Consider the following 15,473-nt stretch of genomic DNA (forward strand, 5'->3'; position numbering starts at 1 on the left):
CCTACGTGTCGTATATGAGCGTCAGCGCTGGGCTGCGGCGATCGATTCCCGCGCGGCGGCGGCCACGTTCTCGGCGGTGAAGCCGAACTCGCGGAAAAGCACCTTGCCGTCGGCCGAAGCACCGAAGTGCTCCAGGGAAACGATGCGGCCGGCGTCCCCCACGTACTTGTGCCACGTGAGACCGATACCGGCCTCCACCGCGACACGGGCCCGGACGGACGGCGGCAGGACGCTGTCCCGGTACCCCTGGTCCTGCTGCTCGAACCACTCCACCGACGGCATGGACACCACGCGGGTGGGCACGCCGGCGCCCTGGAGCTGCTCGCGCGCCTCCACGGCGACGTGCACCTCCGAGCCGGTGGCGATGAGGATCACGTCGGGCTCGCCGCCGTCGGCCTCGAACAGGACGTAACCGCCCTTGGCCGCGTCCTCGTTGGGCTCGTACGTCGGCACGCCCTGCCGGGTCAGCGCCAGACCGTGCGGCTGGCCCTTGCCGAACTCCTTCGTCCAGCGCTTGAGGATCTCGCGCCAGGCGATAGCCGTCTCGTTGGCGTCCGCCGGGCGCACGACGTTCAGGCCCGGGATCGCGCGCAGCGAGGCGAGGTGCTCGACCGGCTGGTGGGTCGGTCCGTCCTCGCCCAGACCGATGGAGTCGTGCGTCCACACGTACGTCACCGGCAGGTGCATCAGCGCCGACAGCCGCACCGCGTTGCGCATGTAGTCGGAGAAGACCAGGAACGTGCCGCCGAAGATCCGGGTGTTGCCGTGCAGCGCGATGCCGTTCATCTCGGCGGCCATCGCGTGCTCGCGGATACCGAAGTGGATCGTGCGCCCGTAAGGGTCCGCCTCCGGCAGCGGGTTGTCCGCCGGGAGGAAGGAGCTGGTCTTGTCGATCGTGGTGTTGTTGGAGCCGGCCAGGTCGGCCGAGCCGCCCCACAGCTCGGGGATGACCCCGCCGAGCGCCTGCAGCACCTTGCCGGAGGCGGCACGGGTGGCCACGCCCTTGCCGACCTCGAAGACCGGGATCTTCTCCTCCCAGCCGGTGGGCAGCTCACCCTGGGCGATCCGGTCATACTCCGCGGCGCGCTCGGGGTTGTTGTCCCGCCACTGCTGGTAGGCCTTCTCCCACACCGCGCGGGCCGCCTGACCCCGCTCCAGCGCCTTGCGGGTGTGCGTGATGACCTCGCCCGCGACCTCGAAGGTCTGCTCCGGGTCGAAGCCCAGCACCCGCTTGGTGGCTGCGACCTCGTCCTCGCCCAGCGCCGAGCCGTGGGCGGCCTCGGTGTTCTGCGCGTTCGGGGCCGGCCAGGCGATGATCGAGCGCATCGCGATGAACGACGGCCGGTCCGTGACGGCCTTGGCCTGCTGGACCGCCTCGAAGATCGCGGTCGGGTCCAGGTCGCCGTCGGCCTTCGGCTCCACGCGCTGCACGTGCCAGCCGTAGGCCTCGTACCGCTTGGCGGTGTCCTCGGAGACGGCCGTCTCCGTGTCGCCCTCGATCGAGATGTGGTTGTCGTCCCACAGCAGGATCAGGTTGCCCAGCTTCTGGTGGCCCGCGAGGGACGAGGCCTCGGCGGAGATGCCCTCCTGGAGGCAGCCGTCACCGGCGATGCAGTAGATGAAGTGGTCGAACGGGGACTCGCCCTCGGCGGCCTCCGGGTCGAACAGGCCGCGCTCGTAGCGGGCGGCCATCGCCATGCCCACCGCGTTGGCGACGCCCTGCCCGAGCGGGCCGGTCGTCGTCTCCACACCGGTCGTGTGCCCGTACTCCGGGTGACCGGGGGTCTTCGAACCCCAGGTGCGGAAGGACTTCAGATCATCCAGCTCCAGGCCGAAGCCGGCCAGGTACAGCTGGGTGTAGAGGGTCAGGGACGAGTGGCCGGCGGACAGCACGAAGCGGTCCCGCCCGACCCAGTCGGCGTCCGCCGGGTCGTGCCGCATCACCTTCTGGAAGAGGGTGTAGGCGGCAGGCGCCAGGCTCATCGCCGTACCCGGATGGCCGTTACCGACCTTCTGTACGGCATCGGCGGCCAGGACACGCGCGGTGTCGACGGCCCGCTGGTCCAACTCGGTCCACTCGAGGTCTGTGGTGGTCGGCTTGGTGCTCACCCTGGGTCAGGGCTCCTCTCCACATGTCGGATGCCGGTGTATCGGGGCGCCCACCGGCCGCAGTCGAGCCTACCCCCGTGGGACGTGCGTTTTTTCGAGTCACTCCAGAGTGCCGGGGCTGATCCCGGTCCGCCTGCTGACTGGGCCGTACCGCATTCGACAGGTGAATACGGAGCCGCTCATCCGGGTGCTCAATCGAGCTTCGGCGCGCCCGTCGGAAGGCGCCCGCCAACACGAGCGGACCCCCGCGAATGTCCGACTCTGGGCAACGTCTAAAGTGGCGTGGTACGCGCGAGCCTTTACCGGGACTTCACACGGGTGGGGCTTGCTGGGATGTCTCTGTAGGGGTGTGCGTGACGGCCGTTGAATCCCGTCCAGCGGGGATGCTAGGGGCGGACCAGAGCCCGGCCCACCGGCCGTTCGGGGCCCGTGTCAAGGCGTTCGTGGCTCTCACCAAGCCGCGGATCATCGAGCTGCTGCTGATCACCACGGTGCCGGTGATGTTCCTGGCGCAGCAGGGCGTGCCCGACCTGACGCTGGTGCTGCTGACGTGCATCGGCGGCTACATGTCCGCGGGCGGCGCCAACGCGCTCAACATGTACATCGACCGGGACATCGACGCGCTCATGGACCGCACCTCGCAGCGCCCGCTGGTCACCGGCATGGTCAGCCCGCGCGAGTGCCTGGTCTTCGGCATCACGCTGGCCGTCGCCTCGACGCTGCTGTTCGGTCTCACCGTGAACTGGCTGAGCGCCTGGCTCGCCCTCGGCGCGCTCCTCTTCTACGTCGTCGTCTACACGATGATCCTCAAGCGCCGTACCTCGCAGAACATCGTGTGGGGCGGTATCGCGGGCTGCCTGCCGGTGCTGATCGGCTGGTCCTCGGTCACGAACTCGATGTCGTGGGCGCCGGTCATCCTCTTCCTCGTCATGTTCTTCTGGACGCCGCCGCACTACTGGCCGCTGTCCATGAAGGTCAGAGAGGACTACGCGCGCGTGGGTGTGCCGATGCTGCCGGTGGTCGCCTCCAACAAGGTGGTCGCCCGGCAGATCGTGCTCTACAGCTGGGTCATGGTCGCCGTCTCGCTGCTGCTGACCCCGCTCGGCTACACCGGCTGGTTCTACACGTCGGTGGCGCTGCTGGCGGGCGGCTTCTGGCTCTGGGAGGCGCACGGCCTGCAGAACCGTGCGAAGGCGGAGGTGACGGGCGCCAAGCTGAAGGAGATGCGCCTGTTCCACTGGTCGATCACGTACGTGTCGCTGCTGTTCGTTGCGGTCGCGGTCGACCCGTTCCTGCGCTGACGTACGTCACACCGCCCTGCCCTCGCGAGACGATCTACCCGTGAGTAGCATCCTGGCCATGGCAGACACGCAGCAGGTTGACCCGAAGGCCGAGCGCAAGGCCGCCCGGCTGGCCCAGCAGATCTCCTCCTTCTCCCAGGCCCACGGCGGTGCCGAGGGCCAGGTCGCCTACCTCGGCGAGCGCGGCGCCCGCATCGTCCTGGTCGGCGAGGACGGCAACTGGGGCGACCTGGTCGCCCCCTCGTACGAGATCGCCGAGAAGGCCGTGGAGAAGTCGGGCATCACGGCCCACGAGTCCTTCGACGGCGAATTCGCCGCGAAGGTCAAGACGGGCCGCTACGAGTGGTCGCGCATGGCGGGGATCCAGGTAGGCGGCCCCAAGAACGACTGACCCTCTTGGGGGCGCGGGGCTGTATCGATGTGCGGCTCCGCCGCGTGGGCGCGAGCAACCACATCTCGCCCGCGCCCGCCGAACAAACCCGCCCACACCCCCGGGACCGCGACCTCGAACCCGGTTCACCCGTTAGGACCCTTGAGAGCAACAGGGTCCACACCGGGAGGCCCGGATGATCGAAACGCCGTCACTGGTGGACCAGTACTGCCACGGAGTGCTGCGCACGGAGCTGGGCCTCGGCACCTTCGAGGCCCACCTCAGCCGCACCGAGGGCCCACCCGCCCCCGGCACCACCCTCTTCGACACCCAGACCGGCTTCGCCGTGCGGCGCTGGTGCCCGCCCCTGCTCGGCCTCGAACCGCACAGCACGCCCGCCCGCTACCTGGCCCGACGCCGGGAGCTGGGCGTTCTGGAGTCCGGCCGCCGGCTCCTGCGCGGCAGCGGCATCACCACGTACCTGGTCGACACGGGCCTCCCCGGCGATCTGACGGAACCCGGCGAGCTGGCCTCCGCGGGAGCCGCCGAGGCCCGCGAGATCGTGCGCCTGGAACTCCTGGCCGAGCAGGTCGCCGACACCTCCGGAACCGTCGAGTCCTTCCTCGCCAATCTCGCCGAGTCGGTGCACGCGGCCGCCGCGGACGCCGTCGCCTTCACCTCGGTCGCGGGTGTACGGCACGGCCTCGCCCTCGCACCGGAGCCGCCCGGCCCGGGGGAGGTGCGCGGGGCGGCCGGGCGCTGGCTCGCCGGGCGCGGCGTGGGCGGGGAGCTGAGCGACCCGGTACTGCTACGGCATCTGCTGTGGAGCGCGGTCGCCTCGGGGCTGCCGCTCCAGCTGCACGCGGGGCTGGGCGCCCCGGGGCCGAGGATCGACCGTACGGACCCGGTGCTGCTGACGGACTTCGTGCGGGCCACGGCCGGCCTGGGCACGGACCTCGTCCTGCTGCACGGCTACCCGTACCACCGGCACGCGGCCCATCTCGCCGGTGTCTTCCCGCACGTCCACGCCGACTGCGGCGCCGCCCTGGTGCGCACGGGCGCCCGGGCCGCGACCGTCCTCGCGGAGATCCTGGAGCTGGCGCCCTTCGGTAAGATCCTCTTCTCCACCGGCGCGCAGGGGCTGCCCGAACTGCACGTGGTGGGCGCCCGGCTGTTCCGCGAGGCCCTGGGGCGGGTGCTCGGCACCTGGGTCGCCGAAGGAGCGTGGTCCCTGACCGACGCGCAGCGGGTGGCGGGCATGCTGGCGTCAGCCAACGCGCGCAGGGTGTACGGGCTGGACTAGGCCCCTTCTGATGGACTCCGTGGGAGAAAGGGCCTAGGCCTTGGTCAGAGTGGCCTCGGCCGTCGGGCCGGGCAGGTCGGCCACGGCCTCCGGCCGCTCGCGCAGCGACAGCACCACCCGCAGCACCCAGATCCACATCACGGCCGAGCCCAGCATGTGCAGGCCGACCAGGACCTCGGGCAGGTCCGTGAAGTACTGGACGTAGCCGATGACGCCCTGCGCGAGCAGGATCAGGAACAGCTCTCGGGTGCGGTTCAGCGGGTCCTTGGGGGCGCCGACCGCCTTGAGGACGAACCACAGGGCGAACGTCAGAGTCACCACGATCCACGCCAGCACGGCGTGCAGCTTGCTCACCGTCTCCCAGTCGACGGGCATCCGCTCGACCTCGCTGGAGTCGCCCGCGTGCGGGCCCGCGCCGGTGACGACGGTGCCGACCAGGATGAGCAGGACGGCCGCCGCGACCAGGAACCACACCAGCTGCCGCACGGCGCTGCCGACCAGCGGGCGCGGTGCCGCGTCGCCCTCACGGGTGCGCTGCCACATCACCGTGGCCACCGCGATGAGCGCCGACGTCGCCACGAAGTGCGCCGCCACCGTGTACGGATTGAGACCGACCAGCACGACGATGCCGCCGAGCACCGCGTTGCTCATCACGATCCAGAACTGCGCCCAGCCCAGCCGGGTCAGGCCACGCCGGTACGGCTTCCGCGAGCGCGCGGCGATGATCGCCCAGCCGACGGCGGCGCACAGCACGTACGTGAGCATGCGGTTGCCGAACTCGATGGCGCCGTGCAGGCCCATCGCGCTGGTGGCGGTGAGCGAGTCGTCGGTGCACTTGGGCCAGGTCGGGCAGCCCAGACCCGAGCCCGTCAGCCGTACGGCGCCGCCGGTGACGACGATGAGCACCGACATCAGGAGTGCGGAGAGCGTCGCGCGCCGGACCGTCCGGGGTTCCGGGGTCCAGCGCTCGGCGATGAAGGCGAGCGGATTGCGCAGGGCGGCCAGGGCGTCGGCGCGGGTCACGTTGGGCACGCGAACCATCGTAAGCCGCCGCTTGTGCACGCTTTCACGAGGGCCCCTCACCGGACACGTTCCCTACTCCCAGCGGAAGAACTTCCCGGCCGCAGCCAGCCCCACGACCGCCCAGACGGCCAGGATCCCCAGGTCGCCCCAGGGCATCCCGGCGCCGTGCTGGAGCACGTCCCGCAGCCCGTCCGACAGGGCCGAGACGGGCAGCAGGCCGAGCACGTCCTGCGCGGCGGCGGGGAACTTGTCGAGCGGCACGATGACCCCGCCGCCGACGAGCAGCAGCAGGAACACCAGGTTGGCGGCGGCCAGCGTCGCCTCGGCCCTCAGCGTCCCGGCCATCAGCAGGCCCAGGCCCGAGAAGGCCGCCGTGCCGAGGATCAGGAGCAGCAGCACGGCGAACGGGTTGCCCTGCGGCGACCAGCCGAGCGCGAAGGCGATCGCCGTCAGCAGGATCACCTGGAGCACCTCGGTGACCAGGACGGACAGGGTCTTCGCCGTCATCAGGCCCCAGCGGGGCAGGGGCGAGGAGGCCAGCCGCTTCAGCACGCCGTAGCGCCGCTCGAAGCCGGTCGCGATGGCCTGGCCGGTGAACGCCGTCGACATCACGGCGAGCGCGAGGATGCCCGGTGCGAGGAAGTCGACCGCCTCGCCGGCGCCGGTGTCGACGATGTCCACGGTGCTGAACAGCGTCAGCAGCAGGGTCGGGATCACCACCGTCAGCAGCAGTTGCTCGCCGTTGCGCAGCAGCATCTTCGTCTCGAGCGCGGCCTGGGCCGCGATCATGCGGTGGAGGGGCGCCGCGCCGGGCTTCGGCGTGTACCTCCCCGTGCCGGTGGCGGTCACGAGCGCAACTCCTTGCCGGTGAGCTCCAGGAAGACGTCCTCCAGGGTGTGCCGTTCGACCGAGATCCTCTCCGGCATCACGCCGTGCTGGGCGCACCAGGAGGTGACCGTCGCGAGCAATTGGGGATCGACCTTGCCGACGACCCGGTACGAACCCGGTGTCAGCTCGGCGGCCGAGCAGTCGGCGGGCAGCGCCTTCAGCAGCGAGCCCACGTCCAGGCCGGGCCGGCCCGAGAAGCGCAGGGTGTTCTCCGCGCCGCCCCGGCACAGCTCCTCCGGGGATCCCTGGGCGATGACCCGGCCCGCGTCGATGATCGCGACGTCGTCGGCGAGCTGCTCGGCCTCGTCCATGTAGTGGGTGGTGAGGATCACCGAGACGCCGTCGGCGCGCAGATCCCGGACCAGGTCCCAGGTGGCGCGGCGGGCCTGCGGATCGAGCCCGGCGGTCGGCTCGTCGAGGAAGACGAGTTCGGGCCGCCCGACCACGGCCATGGCCAGCGCGAGCCGCTGCTGCTGACCGCCCGACAGCCGCCGGTAGGCGGTACGGCCGCAGGAGCCGAGCCCCAGCCGTTCGATCAGCCCGTCCACGTCCAGGGGGTGCGCGTGCAGCTTCGCCACGTGCCGGAGCATCTCGTCGGCTCGGGAACCCGAGTAGACGCCGCCGGACTGGAGCATCACGCCGATGCGGGGCCGCAGGCCGGCGGAGTCCGCGACCGGGTCGAGACCCAGGACGCGCACCGTGCCGGAGTCCGGCTTCCGGTACCCCTCGCAGGTCTCGATGGTGGTCGTCTTGCCCGCCCCGTTGGGGCCGAGCACGGCGGTCACACCCGCCCGGGCCACCAGGTCGAGCCCGTCCACCGCGGTCTTCGGGCCGTACCGCTTCACCAGGGCCTGGACCTGGACCACGGGCTCACTTCGCATGGGTCCAGAGTCTAGGTACGCGCGCGGTGGCCCGGACCGCGGGGTGCGGCTACTCCTCCTCACGCGGCCGGTGGACCGCCAGCCACCGCTCGGCGAAGGCGACCGCTTCCGCCACCGGGAACAACCGCGCCTCGGCCGCGCCCACCCTGCCGCGGACGACGGGGCGGTCCCGTTCGAAGTCGTAGCCCAGCTCGTCGAAACGGTCCGAGCTGATCGACACCTCGGTCACGGTCTCCCAGCCGTCCGGCCCCGGCCGGCCCACCGCGACGCGCGGGGAGGGTATCCGGTACTCGGCGAGGTGGAAGCTCGTGCAGGAGGCGTAGCCGGCGCCGAGCAGCAGCACGCGCGCGCCCATCGCCTCCAGCTTCGCCAGCGGGCTGCGCTCGCCGAGACGGCAGTCGGGCGCGTGCCCGTCGATGATGTCCGCCGCGCGCGGGCCGAGCGCCGCGAACGAGGTCTGCGGATGCGCGCTGCGCAGCGCGCCGGGCCAGGTGCGCACGGTCTCCGGGACGACGCCGACCCCGCGGGCGGGCGTGATCCGCGGATCGTAGGCGGGCATGGTGGCGCGGATGGCCGTCCACCACTGCGGGGGCACGGGCGGGTTGCTCCACAGGGCCGGGTCGGAGAGGTCACCGGTCTGGGTGGGGACCACGAGGGTCCCCTCCGGGCCGAGGACGTCGAGCAGTCCTCGCACCACCGCTACGGGGCCGCCGTTGACCCAGCCGAGGGCGCTGAGCGAGGAGTGCACGAGGAGGGTCTCGCCGGTGCGTACGCCGAGCTCGCCGAGCTGCGTCCGGAGCGTCTCGCGGGTGACAAGAGGGCCGGTCGGAGGGGGTGTGGGCATGGTTCCGGAGTGTCCCCGAAGCGGCTGCCCCATGCCACCGGTTTGATCGATCAGAGATCGTTTCCGCAGGTCAGATTAGGTATGCCTAAGTGACGTAGGGCACCGCCGGATGGACGCGGGTGGCTTGCCCGGTCCGAAGGAATTACGCAACAATGGCGTTGTGAAAAACGTCGGCGAGGCACCGCACGAGGAGCTGGCGACCGGGGAGCGGTCCACCCGCAACCGCGTCGCGCGGTCCATCCTGGACCACGGCCCCTCGACCGTCGCCGAGCTCGCCGAGCGGCTGGGCCTCACCCAGGCGGCCGTGCGCCGGCACCTCGACGCCCTCGCGGGCGACGGTGTCGTGGAGGCGCGTGAGCAGCGGGTGTACGGCGCGCGCACCCGAGGCCGGCCGGCCAAGGTGTTCGCCCTGACGGACTGCGGACGGGACGCCTTCGACCAGTCGTACGACAAGCTCGCGACGGACGCCCTGCGCTGGATCGCCGACCGCGAGGGCGGCAACGAGGCGATCGCGGCCTTCGCCCGCGCCAGGATCGCCGCGCAGGCGGGCGCCTACCGCCGCGCGGTCGAGACGGCCCCGCCCGAGAAGCGGACCCAAGCGCTGGCCAAGGCCCTGAGCGCCGACGGGTACGCTGCCACGGCGCGCAGCGCGCCCCACCCCCAGCTGGGTGAACAGCTCTGCCAGCACCACTGCCCGGTCGCCCACGTCGCCGAGCAGTTTCCGCAGCTCTGCGAGGCGGAGACGGAATTTTTCGCGGAGCTGCTCGGTACGCATGTACAGCGGCTCGCCACCATCGCGCACGGCGACGGCGTCTGCACGACGTTCATCCCCAAGATTTCCCACAACGCATCTGCAAGCACGGCCGGGAGGAACCCCGCATGACTCTCCCCACGGAGACTGCCCACCCCGAGCTCGAGGGCCTGGGCAAGTACGAGTACGGCTGGGCCGACTCCGACACGGCCGGCGCCTCTGCCAAGCGCGGTATCAACGAGGACGTCGTCCGGGACATCTCCTCCAAGAAGAACGAGCCGGAGTGGATGACCAAGCTCCGTCTCAAGGGTCTGCGCCTGTTCGAGAAGAAGCCCATGCCGAACTGGGGCTCGGACCTCTCCGGCATCGACTTCGACAACATCAAGTACTTCGTGCGCTCCACGGAGAAGCAGGCGGAGTCCTGGGAGGACCTGCCCGAGGACATCAAGAACACGTACGACAAGCTCGGCATCCCCGAGGCGGAGAAGCAGCGCCTCGTCGCCGGTGTCGCCGCGCAGTACGAGTCGGAGGTCGTCTACCACCAGATCCGCGAGGACCTGGAGGAGCAGGGCGTCATCTTCCTCGACACCGACACCGCGCTGAAGGAGCACCCGGAGCTCTTCAAGGAGTACTTCGGAACCGTCATCCCCGTCGGCGACAACAAGTTCGCGTCGCTGAACTCCGCCGTGTGGTCGGGCGGCTCCTTCATCTACGTGCCGCCGGGCGTGCACGTGGAGATCCCGCTCCAGGCCTACTTCCGCATCAACACGGAGAACATGGGCCAGTTCGAGCGGACCCTGATCATCGTCGACGAAGGTGCCTATGTGCACTACGTCGAGGGCTGCACCGCCCCGATCTACAAGTCGGACTCGCTGCATTCCGCGGTCGTCGAGATCATCGTCAAGAAGAACGCCCGCTGCCGCTACACGACCATCCAGAACTGGTCGAACAACGTCTACAACCTGGTCACCAAGCGCGCCGTCGCCTACGAGGGCGCGACCATGGAGTGGATCGACGGCAACATCGGCTCCAAGGTGACGATGAAGTACCCGGCCGTCTACCTCATGGGTGAGCACGCCAAGGGCGAGACGCTGTCCATCGCCTTCGCGGGCGAGGGCCAGCACCAGGACGCCGGCTCCAAGATGGTCCACATGGCGCCGAACACGTCGTCGAACATCGTGTCGAAGTCCGTCGCCCGCGGTGGCGGCCGTACCTCCTACCGTGGTCTGGTGGAGATCGGCGAGGGCGCCCACGGCTCCAAGTCCAACGTGCTCTGTGACGCGCTCCTCGTCGACACGATCTCCCGCTCGGACACGTACCCGTACGTGGACGTCCGCGAGGACGACGTGTCCATGGGGCACGAGGCGACCGTCTCCAAGGTCTCCGAGGACCAGCTCTTCTACCTGATGAGCCGTGGTCTGAGCGAGTTCGAGGCGATGGCGATGATCGTGCGCGGCTTCGTCGAGCCCATCGCGAAGGAGCTGCCCATGGAGTACGCCCTCGAGCTCAACCGGCTGATCGAGCTGCAGATGGAAGGCGCGGTCGGCTGACCCGCCGCCCGTTCCAGCAGCTTGGCCCGCCCCTCAGGGCGGGCCGAGGATCGCAACTGACGTAGAAAGAGAGCAGACCGACAGCCATGGCTGAGGCTCAGAACATCCCCGTGGGGTCCACCACCGCGGGCCAGATCGCGGTGGCCGCGGAGTCGACCGTCGCCACACGCATGAGCGCACCCGCGTCCTTCGAGGTGGCGGACTTCCCGGTCCCCCACGGCCGCGAGGAGGAGTGGCGGTTCACCCCGCTGGAGCGGCTGCGCGGGCTGCACGACGGGACCGCCGTCGCCACCGGCGACGGCCTGAAGGTCGAGATCGACGCGCCCGAGGGTGTCGTCGTCGAGACCGTCGGCCGTGACGACGCGCGCCTCGGCCGGGCGGGCACCCCGGTGGACCGGGTCGCCGCCCAGGCGTACTCGTCGTTCGAGAAGGCCGGCGTGATCACCGTCCCCAAGGAGACGGTCCTCACCGAGCCGATCCGTGTCGCCGTGCACGGCGAGGGCGGGACCGCCTACGCCCACCAGGTCGTCGAGCTGGGCGCCTTCGCCGAGGCCGTGGTCGTCATCGACCACACCGGTGACGCGGTGCTCGCCGCCAACGTCGACTACGTCCTCGGCGACGGCGCCAAGCTGACCGTCGTCTCCGTCCAGGACTGGGACGACAGGGCCGTGCACGTCGGCCAGCACAACGCGCTGATCGGCCGGGACGCCACCTTCAAGTCGTTCGTGGTCACCTTCGGCGGCGACCTGGTCCGGCTGCACCCGCGCGTCGCCTACGCCGGCCCCGGCGGCGAGGCCGAGCTCTTCGGTCTGTACTTCACCGACAAGGGCCAGCACCAGGAGCACCGCCTCCTGGTCGACCACAACGTCCCGCACTGCAAGTCGAACGTCGTCTACAAGGGCGCGCTGCAGGGCGACGACGCGCACGCGGTCTGGATCGGCGACGTGCTCATCGAGGCGAAGGCCGAGGGCACGGACACGTACGAGATGAACCGCAACCTGGTCCTCACGGACGGCGCGCGGGTCGACTCGGTGCCGAACCTGGAGATCGAGACCGGCGAGATCGTCGGCGCCGGCCACGCCTCCGCCACCGGCCGCTTCGACGACGAGCAGCTCTTCTACCTGATGGCGCGCGGCATCCCCGAGATCGACGCCCGTCGCCTGGTGGTCCGCGGCTTCTTCGCCGAACTGGTCCAGCAGATCGGTGTCCCGGACATCGAGGAGCGCCTCCTCACCAAGATCGAAGAGGAGCTGGAGGCGTCGGTCGCATGACCTTCGTACGCGTCTGTGGAGCGGGCGAGCTGGAGGAGGACACCCCCAAGCGGGTGGAACTCGACGGCACGCCGATCTCCGTCGTGCGGACCGAGGGCGAGGTCTTCGCGATCCACGACATCTGCTCGCACGCGAACGTCTCGCTCGCCGAGGGCGAGGTCGACGACTGCCACATCGAGTGCTGGCTGCACGGCTCGCGCTTCGACCTCCGCTCGGGCAAGCCCGACAGCCTTCCGGCGACGCGCCCCGTCCCCGTATACCCCGTAAAGATCGAAGGGGACGACGTGCTCGTCTCCCTCACCCAGGAGTCCTGAGGCACCCATGGCAACGCTTGAAATCCGAGACCTGCACGTCACCGTCGAGGTCGAGAACGGTACGAAGGAAATCCTCAAGGGCGTCGACCTCACCGTGAAGCAGGGCGAGACGCACGCCATCATGGGCCCCAACGGCTCGGGCAAGTCGACCCTCGCCTACTCCCTCGCGGGTCACCCCAAGTACACGATCACCGGCGGCACCGTGCTGCTCGACGGCGAGGACGTCCTGGAGATGTCCGTCGACGAGCGCGCCCGCGCCGGCCTGTTCCTCGCGATGCAGTACCCGGTCGAGGTCCCGGGTGTCTCCGTGTCGAACTTCCTGCGCACCTCCGCCACCGCCGTCCGCGGCGAGGCCCCCAAGCTCCGCACCTGGGTGAAGGAGGTCAAGGAGGCCATGCAGCGTCTCAACATGGACCCCGACTTCGCCGAGCGCAACGTCAACGAGGGCTTCTCCGGCGGTGAGAAGAAGCGTCACGAGATCCTCCAGCTGGAGCTGCTCAAGCCGAAGGTCGCGATCCTCGACGAGACCGACTCCGGCCTGGACGTCGACGCCCTGCGCGTCGTGTCGGAGGGTGTGAACCGCGTCCGCGAGACGGGCGAGGTCGGCACCCTGCTGATCACGCACTACACGCGCATCCTGCGCTACATCAAGCCCGACTTCGTCCACGTGTTCTCCGGCGGCCGCATCGTCGAGTCCGGTGGCGCCGAGCTCGCCGACAAGCTGGAGAACGAGGGCTACGAGGCTTACGCGAAGCAGGACGCAGCCGACACGAAGGGTGGCGTATCCGCGTGACACAGCTGCCGGGCCTCCTCGACACAGAGGCGATCCGCAAGGACTTCCCCATCCTGGACCGCCAGGTCCACGACGGCCGGAAGCTCGTGTACCTGGACAACGCGGCGACCAGCCAGAAGCCGCGCCAGGTGCTGGACGCCCTGAGCGAGTACTACGAGCGCTACAACGCCAACGTCCACCGCGGTGTGCATGTGCTCGCCGAGGAGGCCACGGCGCTGTACGAGGGCGCGCGCGACAAGGTCGCGGAGTTCGTCAACGCGCCCTCGCGCGACGAGGTGATCTTCACCAAGAACGCCTCGGAGTCGCTCAACCTCGTGGCGAACATGCTGGGCTGGGCCGACGAGCCCTACCGCGTGGACTCCGAGACCGAGATCGTCATCACGGAGATGGAGCACCACTCCAACATCGTGCCGTGGCAGCTGCTCGCGCAGCGCACGGGCGCGAAGCTGAAGTGGTTCGGCCTGACCGACGACGGCCGCCTCGACCTGTCGAACATCGACGAGGTCATCACCGAGAAGACGAAGATCGTCTCCTTCGTGCTGGTCTCCAACATCCTCGGCACCCAGAACCCGGTCGAGGCGATCGTGCGCCGCGCCCAGGAGGTCGGTGCGCTGGTGTGCATCGACGCCTCCCAGGCCGCGCCGCACATGCCGCTGGACGTCCAGGCCCTCCAGGCCGACTTCGTGGCCTTCACCGGCCACAAGATGTGCGGTCCGACCGGCATCGGCGTCCTCTGGGGCCGCCAGGAGCTGCTGGAGGACCTGCCCCCGTTCCTCGGCGGCGGCGAGATGATCGAGACGGTGTCGATGCACTCCTCGACCTACGCCCCGGCGCCCCACAAGTTCGAGGCGGGCACGCCCCCGATCGCCCAGGCGGTCGGTCTCGGCGCGGCGATCGACTACCTCGATGCGATCGGCATGGACAAGATCCTCGCCCACGAGCACGCGCTCACCGAGTACGCCGTCAAGCGGCTGCTGGAAGTCCCCGACCTGCGGATCATCGGCCCCACCACGGCCGAGGAGCGCGGCGCGGCGATCTCCTTCACGCTCGGCGACATCCACCCGCACGACGTGGGCCAGGTCCTCGACGAGCAGGGCATCGCGGTCCGGGTCGGGCACCACTGCGCCCGGCCGGTCTGCCTGCGGTACGGAATTCCTGCGACCACGCGAGCGTCGTTCTATCTGTACTCCACGCCGGCCGAGATCGACGCGTTGGTCGACGGCCTGGAGCACGTACGGAACTTCTTCGGCTGAGGGGCGTGCTGAACGGTGAAACTGGACTCCATGTACCAGGAAGTCATCCTGGACCACTACAAGAACCCGCACGGGCGGGGCTTGCGGGATGGCGACGCCGAGGTGCACCACGTCAACCCGACGTGCGGTGACGAGATCACACTGCGTGTGAAGTACGACGGCACCACGATCGAGGACGTCTCGTACGAGGGCCAGGGCTGTTCGATCAGCCAGGCGAGCGCGTCCGTACTGAACGACCTCCTCGTCGGCAAGGACCTCTCCGACGCGCGGAAGATCCAGGAGACCTTCCTGGAACTCATGCAGTCCAAGGGGAAGCTCGAACCCGACGACGCGATGGAGGACATCCTGGAGGACGCGGTCGCGTTCGCCGGGGTGTCCAAGTACCCGGCCCGGGTGAAGTGCGCCCTGCTGAGCTGGATGGCCTGGAAGGACGCTACGGCCCAGGTGCTGGGCGGAGCCGACGCCGAGAAGGAGACGACGGCATGAGCGAGACCGTTGAGATGAAGCCGGCCTCGGAAGAAGAGGTCCGCGAGGCGCTGTACGACGTCGTCGACCCCGAGCTGGGCATCGACGTCGTCAATCTGGGCCTGATCTACGGCATCCACATCGACGACGCGAACATCGCGACGCTCGACATGACGCTGACCTCGGCGGCCTGCCCGCTGACGGACGTCATCGAGGACCAGGCGAAGTCCGCCACCGACGGCCTCGTGAGCGAGCTGCGCATCAACTGGGTCTGGATGCCGCCGTGGGGCCCCGACAAGATCACGGACGACGGGCGGGAGCAGCTGCGGGCTCTCGGGTTCAACGTCTGAGATCCAC

At 69.8% G+C, this 15,473-nt stretch carries 16 protein-coding genes; 11 read left to right on the forward strand and 5 right to left on the reverse strand.

Annotated elements, in window-relative coordinates; translation table 11 throughout:
• Positions 1-21: 21 nt before the first annotated feature.
• The gene (gene tkt / locus QNO09_RS22445) at positions 22-2,109 is read right to left on the reverse strand and encodes a transketolase (RefSeq protein WP_283972034.1); all 2,088 of its coding nucleotides are present in this window, start codon (positions 2,107-2,109) and stop codon (positions 22-24) included.
• 383 nt (positions 2,110-2,492) lie between these two features.
• Between tkt and QNO09_RS22450 the strand changes: the two genes are divergently transcribed.
• The 3 genes from QNO09_RS22450 (at position 2,493) to QNO09_RS22460 (ending at position 5,083) form a co-directional block, all read left to right on the forward strand.
• On the forward strand, positions 2,493-3,410 hold the full coding sequence (locus tag QNO09_RS22450) for a heme o synthase (protein WP_283972035.1): 918 nt from the start codon (positions 2,493-2,495) through the stop codon (positions 3,408-3,410).
• Positions 3,411-3,468: 58 nt separating this feature from the next.
• Positions 3,469-3,801: a hypothetical protein gene (locus QNO09_RS22455; protein ID WP_283972036.1), complete on the forward strand. Its 333-nt coding sequence runs from the start codon at positions 3,469-3,471 to the stop codon at positions 3,799-3,801.
• A gap of 175 nt (positions 3,802-3,976) precedes the next feature.
• Entirely contained in the window at positions 3,977-5,083 is a 1,107-nt protein-coding gene (locus QNO09_RS22460) for an amidohydrolase family protein (protein ID WP_283972037.1), read from the forward strand.
• Between the two features lie 33 nt (positions 5,084-5,116).
• Here QNO09_RS22460 and QNO09_RS22465 read toward each other — a convergent pair whose 3' ends face one another.
• From QNO09_RS22465 to QNO09_RS22480, 4 genes are read right to left on the reverse strand one after another with little or no spacing between them, the layout of a single operon-like run.
• A complete protein-coding gene (locus tag QNO09_RS22465) occupies positions 5,117-6,124 on the reverse strand; it encodes a COX15/CtaA family protein (RefSeq protein ID WP_283972038.1) in 1,008 nt (335 codons plus the stop codon).
• 54 nt (positions 6,125-6,178) lie between these two features.
• A complete protein-coding gene (locus QNO09_RS22470) occupies positions 6,179-6,895 on the reverse strand; it encodes an ABC transporter permease (RefSeq protein ID WP_283972181.1) in 717 nt (238 codons plus the stop codon).
• Positions 6,896-6,951: 56 nt separating this feature from the next.
• Positions 6,952-7,875 carry an ABC transporter ATP-binding protein gene (locus tag QNO09_RS22475; protein ID WP_283972039.1) on the reverse strand — a complete coding sequence of 308 codons (924 nt, stop codon included), beginning with the start codon at positions 7,873-7,875 and terminating at the stop codon, positions 6,952-6,954.
• Between the two features lie 49 nt (positions 7,876-7,924).
• Positions 7,925-8,719 carry an AAC(3) family N-acetyltransferase gene (locus QNO09_RS22480; protein WP_283972040.1) on the reverse strand — a complete coding sequence of 265 codons (795 nt, stop codon included), beginning with the start codon at positions 8,717-8,719 and terminating at the stop codon, positions 7,925-7,927.
• A 160-nt stretch (positions 8,720-8,879) separates the two neighbouring features.
• Between QNO09_RS22480 and QNO09_RS22485 the strand changes: the two genes are divergently transcribed.
• From QNO09_RS22485 to QNO09_RS22520, 8 genes are all read left to right on the forward strand, one after another.
• Positions 8,880-9,602, forward strand: coding sequence for a helix-turn-helix transcriptional regulator (locus QNO09_RS22485; protein ID WP_283972041.1), 723 nt, complete (start codon positions 8,880-8,882; stop codon positions 9,600-9,602).
• Positions 9,599-11,020, forward strand: a complete 1,422-nt coding sequence (gene sufB / locus QNO09_RS22490; RefSeq protein WP_062926168.1) for a Fe-S cluster assembly protein SufB — start codon at positions 9,599-9,601, stop codon at positions 11,018-11,020. The genes QNO09_RS22485 and sufB overlap by 4 nt, the downstream gene beginning before the upstream one ends.
• Positions 11,021-11,106: 86 nt before the next feature.
• On the forward strand, positions 11,107-12,291 hold the full coding sequence (gene sufD / locus QNO09_RS22495; protein ID WP_283972042.1) for a Fe-S cluster assembly protein SufD: 1,185 nt from the start codon (positions 11,107-11,109) through the stop codon (positions 12,289-12,291).
• Positions 12,288-12,605 (forward strand): non-heme iron oxygenase ferredoxin subunit, encoded by a 318-nt coding sequence (locus QNO09_RS22500; RefSeq protein ID WP_073721582.1) that lies wholly within the window; start codon positions 12,288-12,290, stop codon positions 12,603-12,605. The genes sufD and QNO09_RS22500 overlap by 4 nt, the downstream gene beginning before the upstream one ends.
• Before the next feature lie 7 nt (positions 12,606-12,612).
• Positions 12,613-13,398 (forward strand): Fe-S cluster assembly ATPase SufC, encoded by a 786-nt coding sequence (gene sufC / locus QNO09_RS22505; protein ID WP_283972043.1) that lies wholly within the window; start codon positions 12,613-12,615, stop codon positions 13,396-13,398.
• Positions 13,395-14,651 carry a cysteine desulfurase gene (locus QNO09_RS22510; protein ID WP_283972044.1) on the forward strand — a complete coding sequence of 419 codons (1,257 nt, stop codon included), beginning with the start codon at positions 13,395-13,397 and terminating at the stop codon, positions 14,649-14,651. The genes sufC and QNO09_RS22510 overlap by 4 nt, the downstream gene beginning before the upstream one ends.
• A gap of 15 nt (positions 14,652-14,666) precedes the next feature.
• Positions 14,667-15,137 (forward strand): Fe-S cluster assembly sulfur transfer protein SufU, encoded by a 471-nt coding sequence (gene sufU / locus QNO09_RS22515; protein ID WP_033310795.1) that lies wholly within the window; start codon positions 14,667-14,669, stop codon positions 15,135-15,137.
• The gene (locus QNO09_RS22520; RefSeq protein ID WP_028809645.1) at positions 15,134-15,466 is read left to right on the forward strand and encodes a metal-sulfur cluster assembly factor; all 333 of its coding nucleotides are present in this window, start codon (positions 15,134-15,136) and stop codon (positions 15,464-15,466) included. Before sufU ends, QNO09_RS22520 begins: the two co-directional genes overlap by 4 nt.
• Positions 15,467-15,473 lie beyond the last annotated feature (7 nt).

Origin of the sequence: Streptomyces sp. 378 (genome assembly GCF_030124145.1) — a bacterium.
GTDB lineage: Bacteria > Actinomycetota > Actinomycetes > Streptomycetales > Streptomycetaceae > Streptomyces.

Excerpts from the sequence above, each read along its gene's own strand:
- QNO09_RS22450 (WP_283972035.1), top strand. The coding sequence starts at position 2,493 with ATGCTAGGGGCGGACCAGAGCCCGGCCCACCGGCCGTTCGGGGCCCGT.
- QNO09_RS22455 (WP_283972036.1), top strand. The coding sequence starts at position 3,469 with ATGGCAGACACGCAGCAGGTTGACCCGAAGGCCGAGCGCAAGGCCGCC.
- QNO09_RS22460 (WP_283972037.1), top strand. The coding sequence starts at position 3,977 with ATGATCGAAACGCCGTCACTGGTGGACCAGTACTGCCACGGAGTGCTG.
- QNO09_RS22465 (WP_283972038.1), bottom strand. The coding sequence starts at position 6,124 with ATGGTTCGCGTGCCCAACGTGACCCGCGCCGACGCCCTGGCCGCCCTG.
- QNO09_RS22470 (WP_283972181.1), bottom strand. The coding sequence starts at position 6,895 with ATGATCGCGGCCCAGGCCGCGCTCGAGACGAAGATGCTGCTGCGCAAC.
- QNO09_RS22475 (WP_283972039.1), bottom strand. The coding sequence starts at position 7,875 with ATGCGAAGTGAGCCCGTGGTCCAGGTCCAGGCCCTGGTGAAGCGGTAC.
- QNO09_RS22480 (WP_283972040.1), bottom strand. The coding sequence starts at position 8,719 with ATGCCCACACCCCCTCCGACCGGCCCTCTTGTCACCCGCGAGACGCTC.
- sufB (WP_062926168.1), top strand. The coding sequence starts at position 9,599 with ATGACTCTCCCCACGGAGACTGCCCACCCCGAGCTCGAGGGCCTGGGC.
- sufD (WP_283972042.1), top strand. The coding sequence starts at position 11,107 with ATGGCTGAGGCTCAGAACATCCCCGTGGGGTCCACCACCGCGGGCCAG.
- QNO09_RS22500 (WP_073721582.1), top strand. The coding sequence starts at position 12,288 with ATGACCTTCGTACGCGTCTGTGGAGCGGGCGAGCTGGAGGAGGACACC.
- sufC (WP_283972043.1), top strand. The coding sequence starts at position 12,613 with ATGGCAACGCTTGAAATCCGAGACCTGCACGTCACCGTCGAGGTCGAG.
- QNO09_RS22520 (WP_028809645.1), top strand. The coding sequence starts at position 15,134 with ATGAGCGAGACCGTTGAGATGAAGCCGGCCTCGGAAGAAGAGGTCCGC.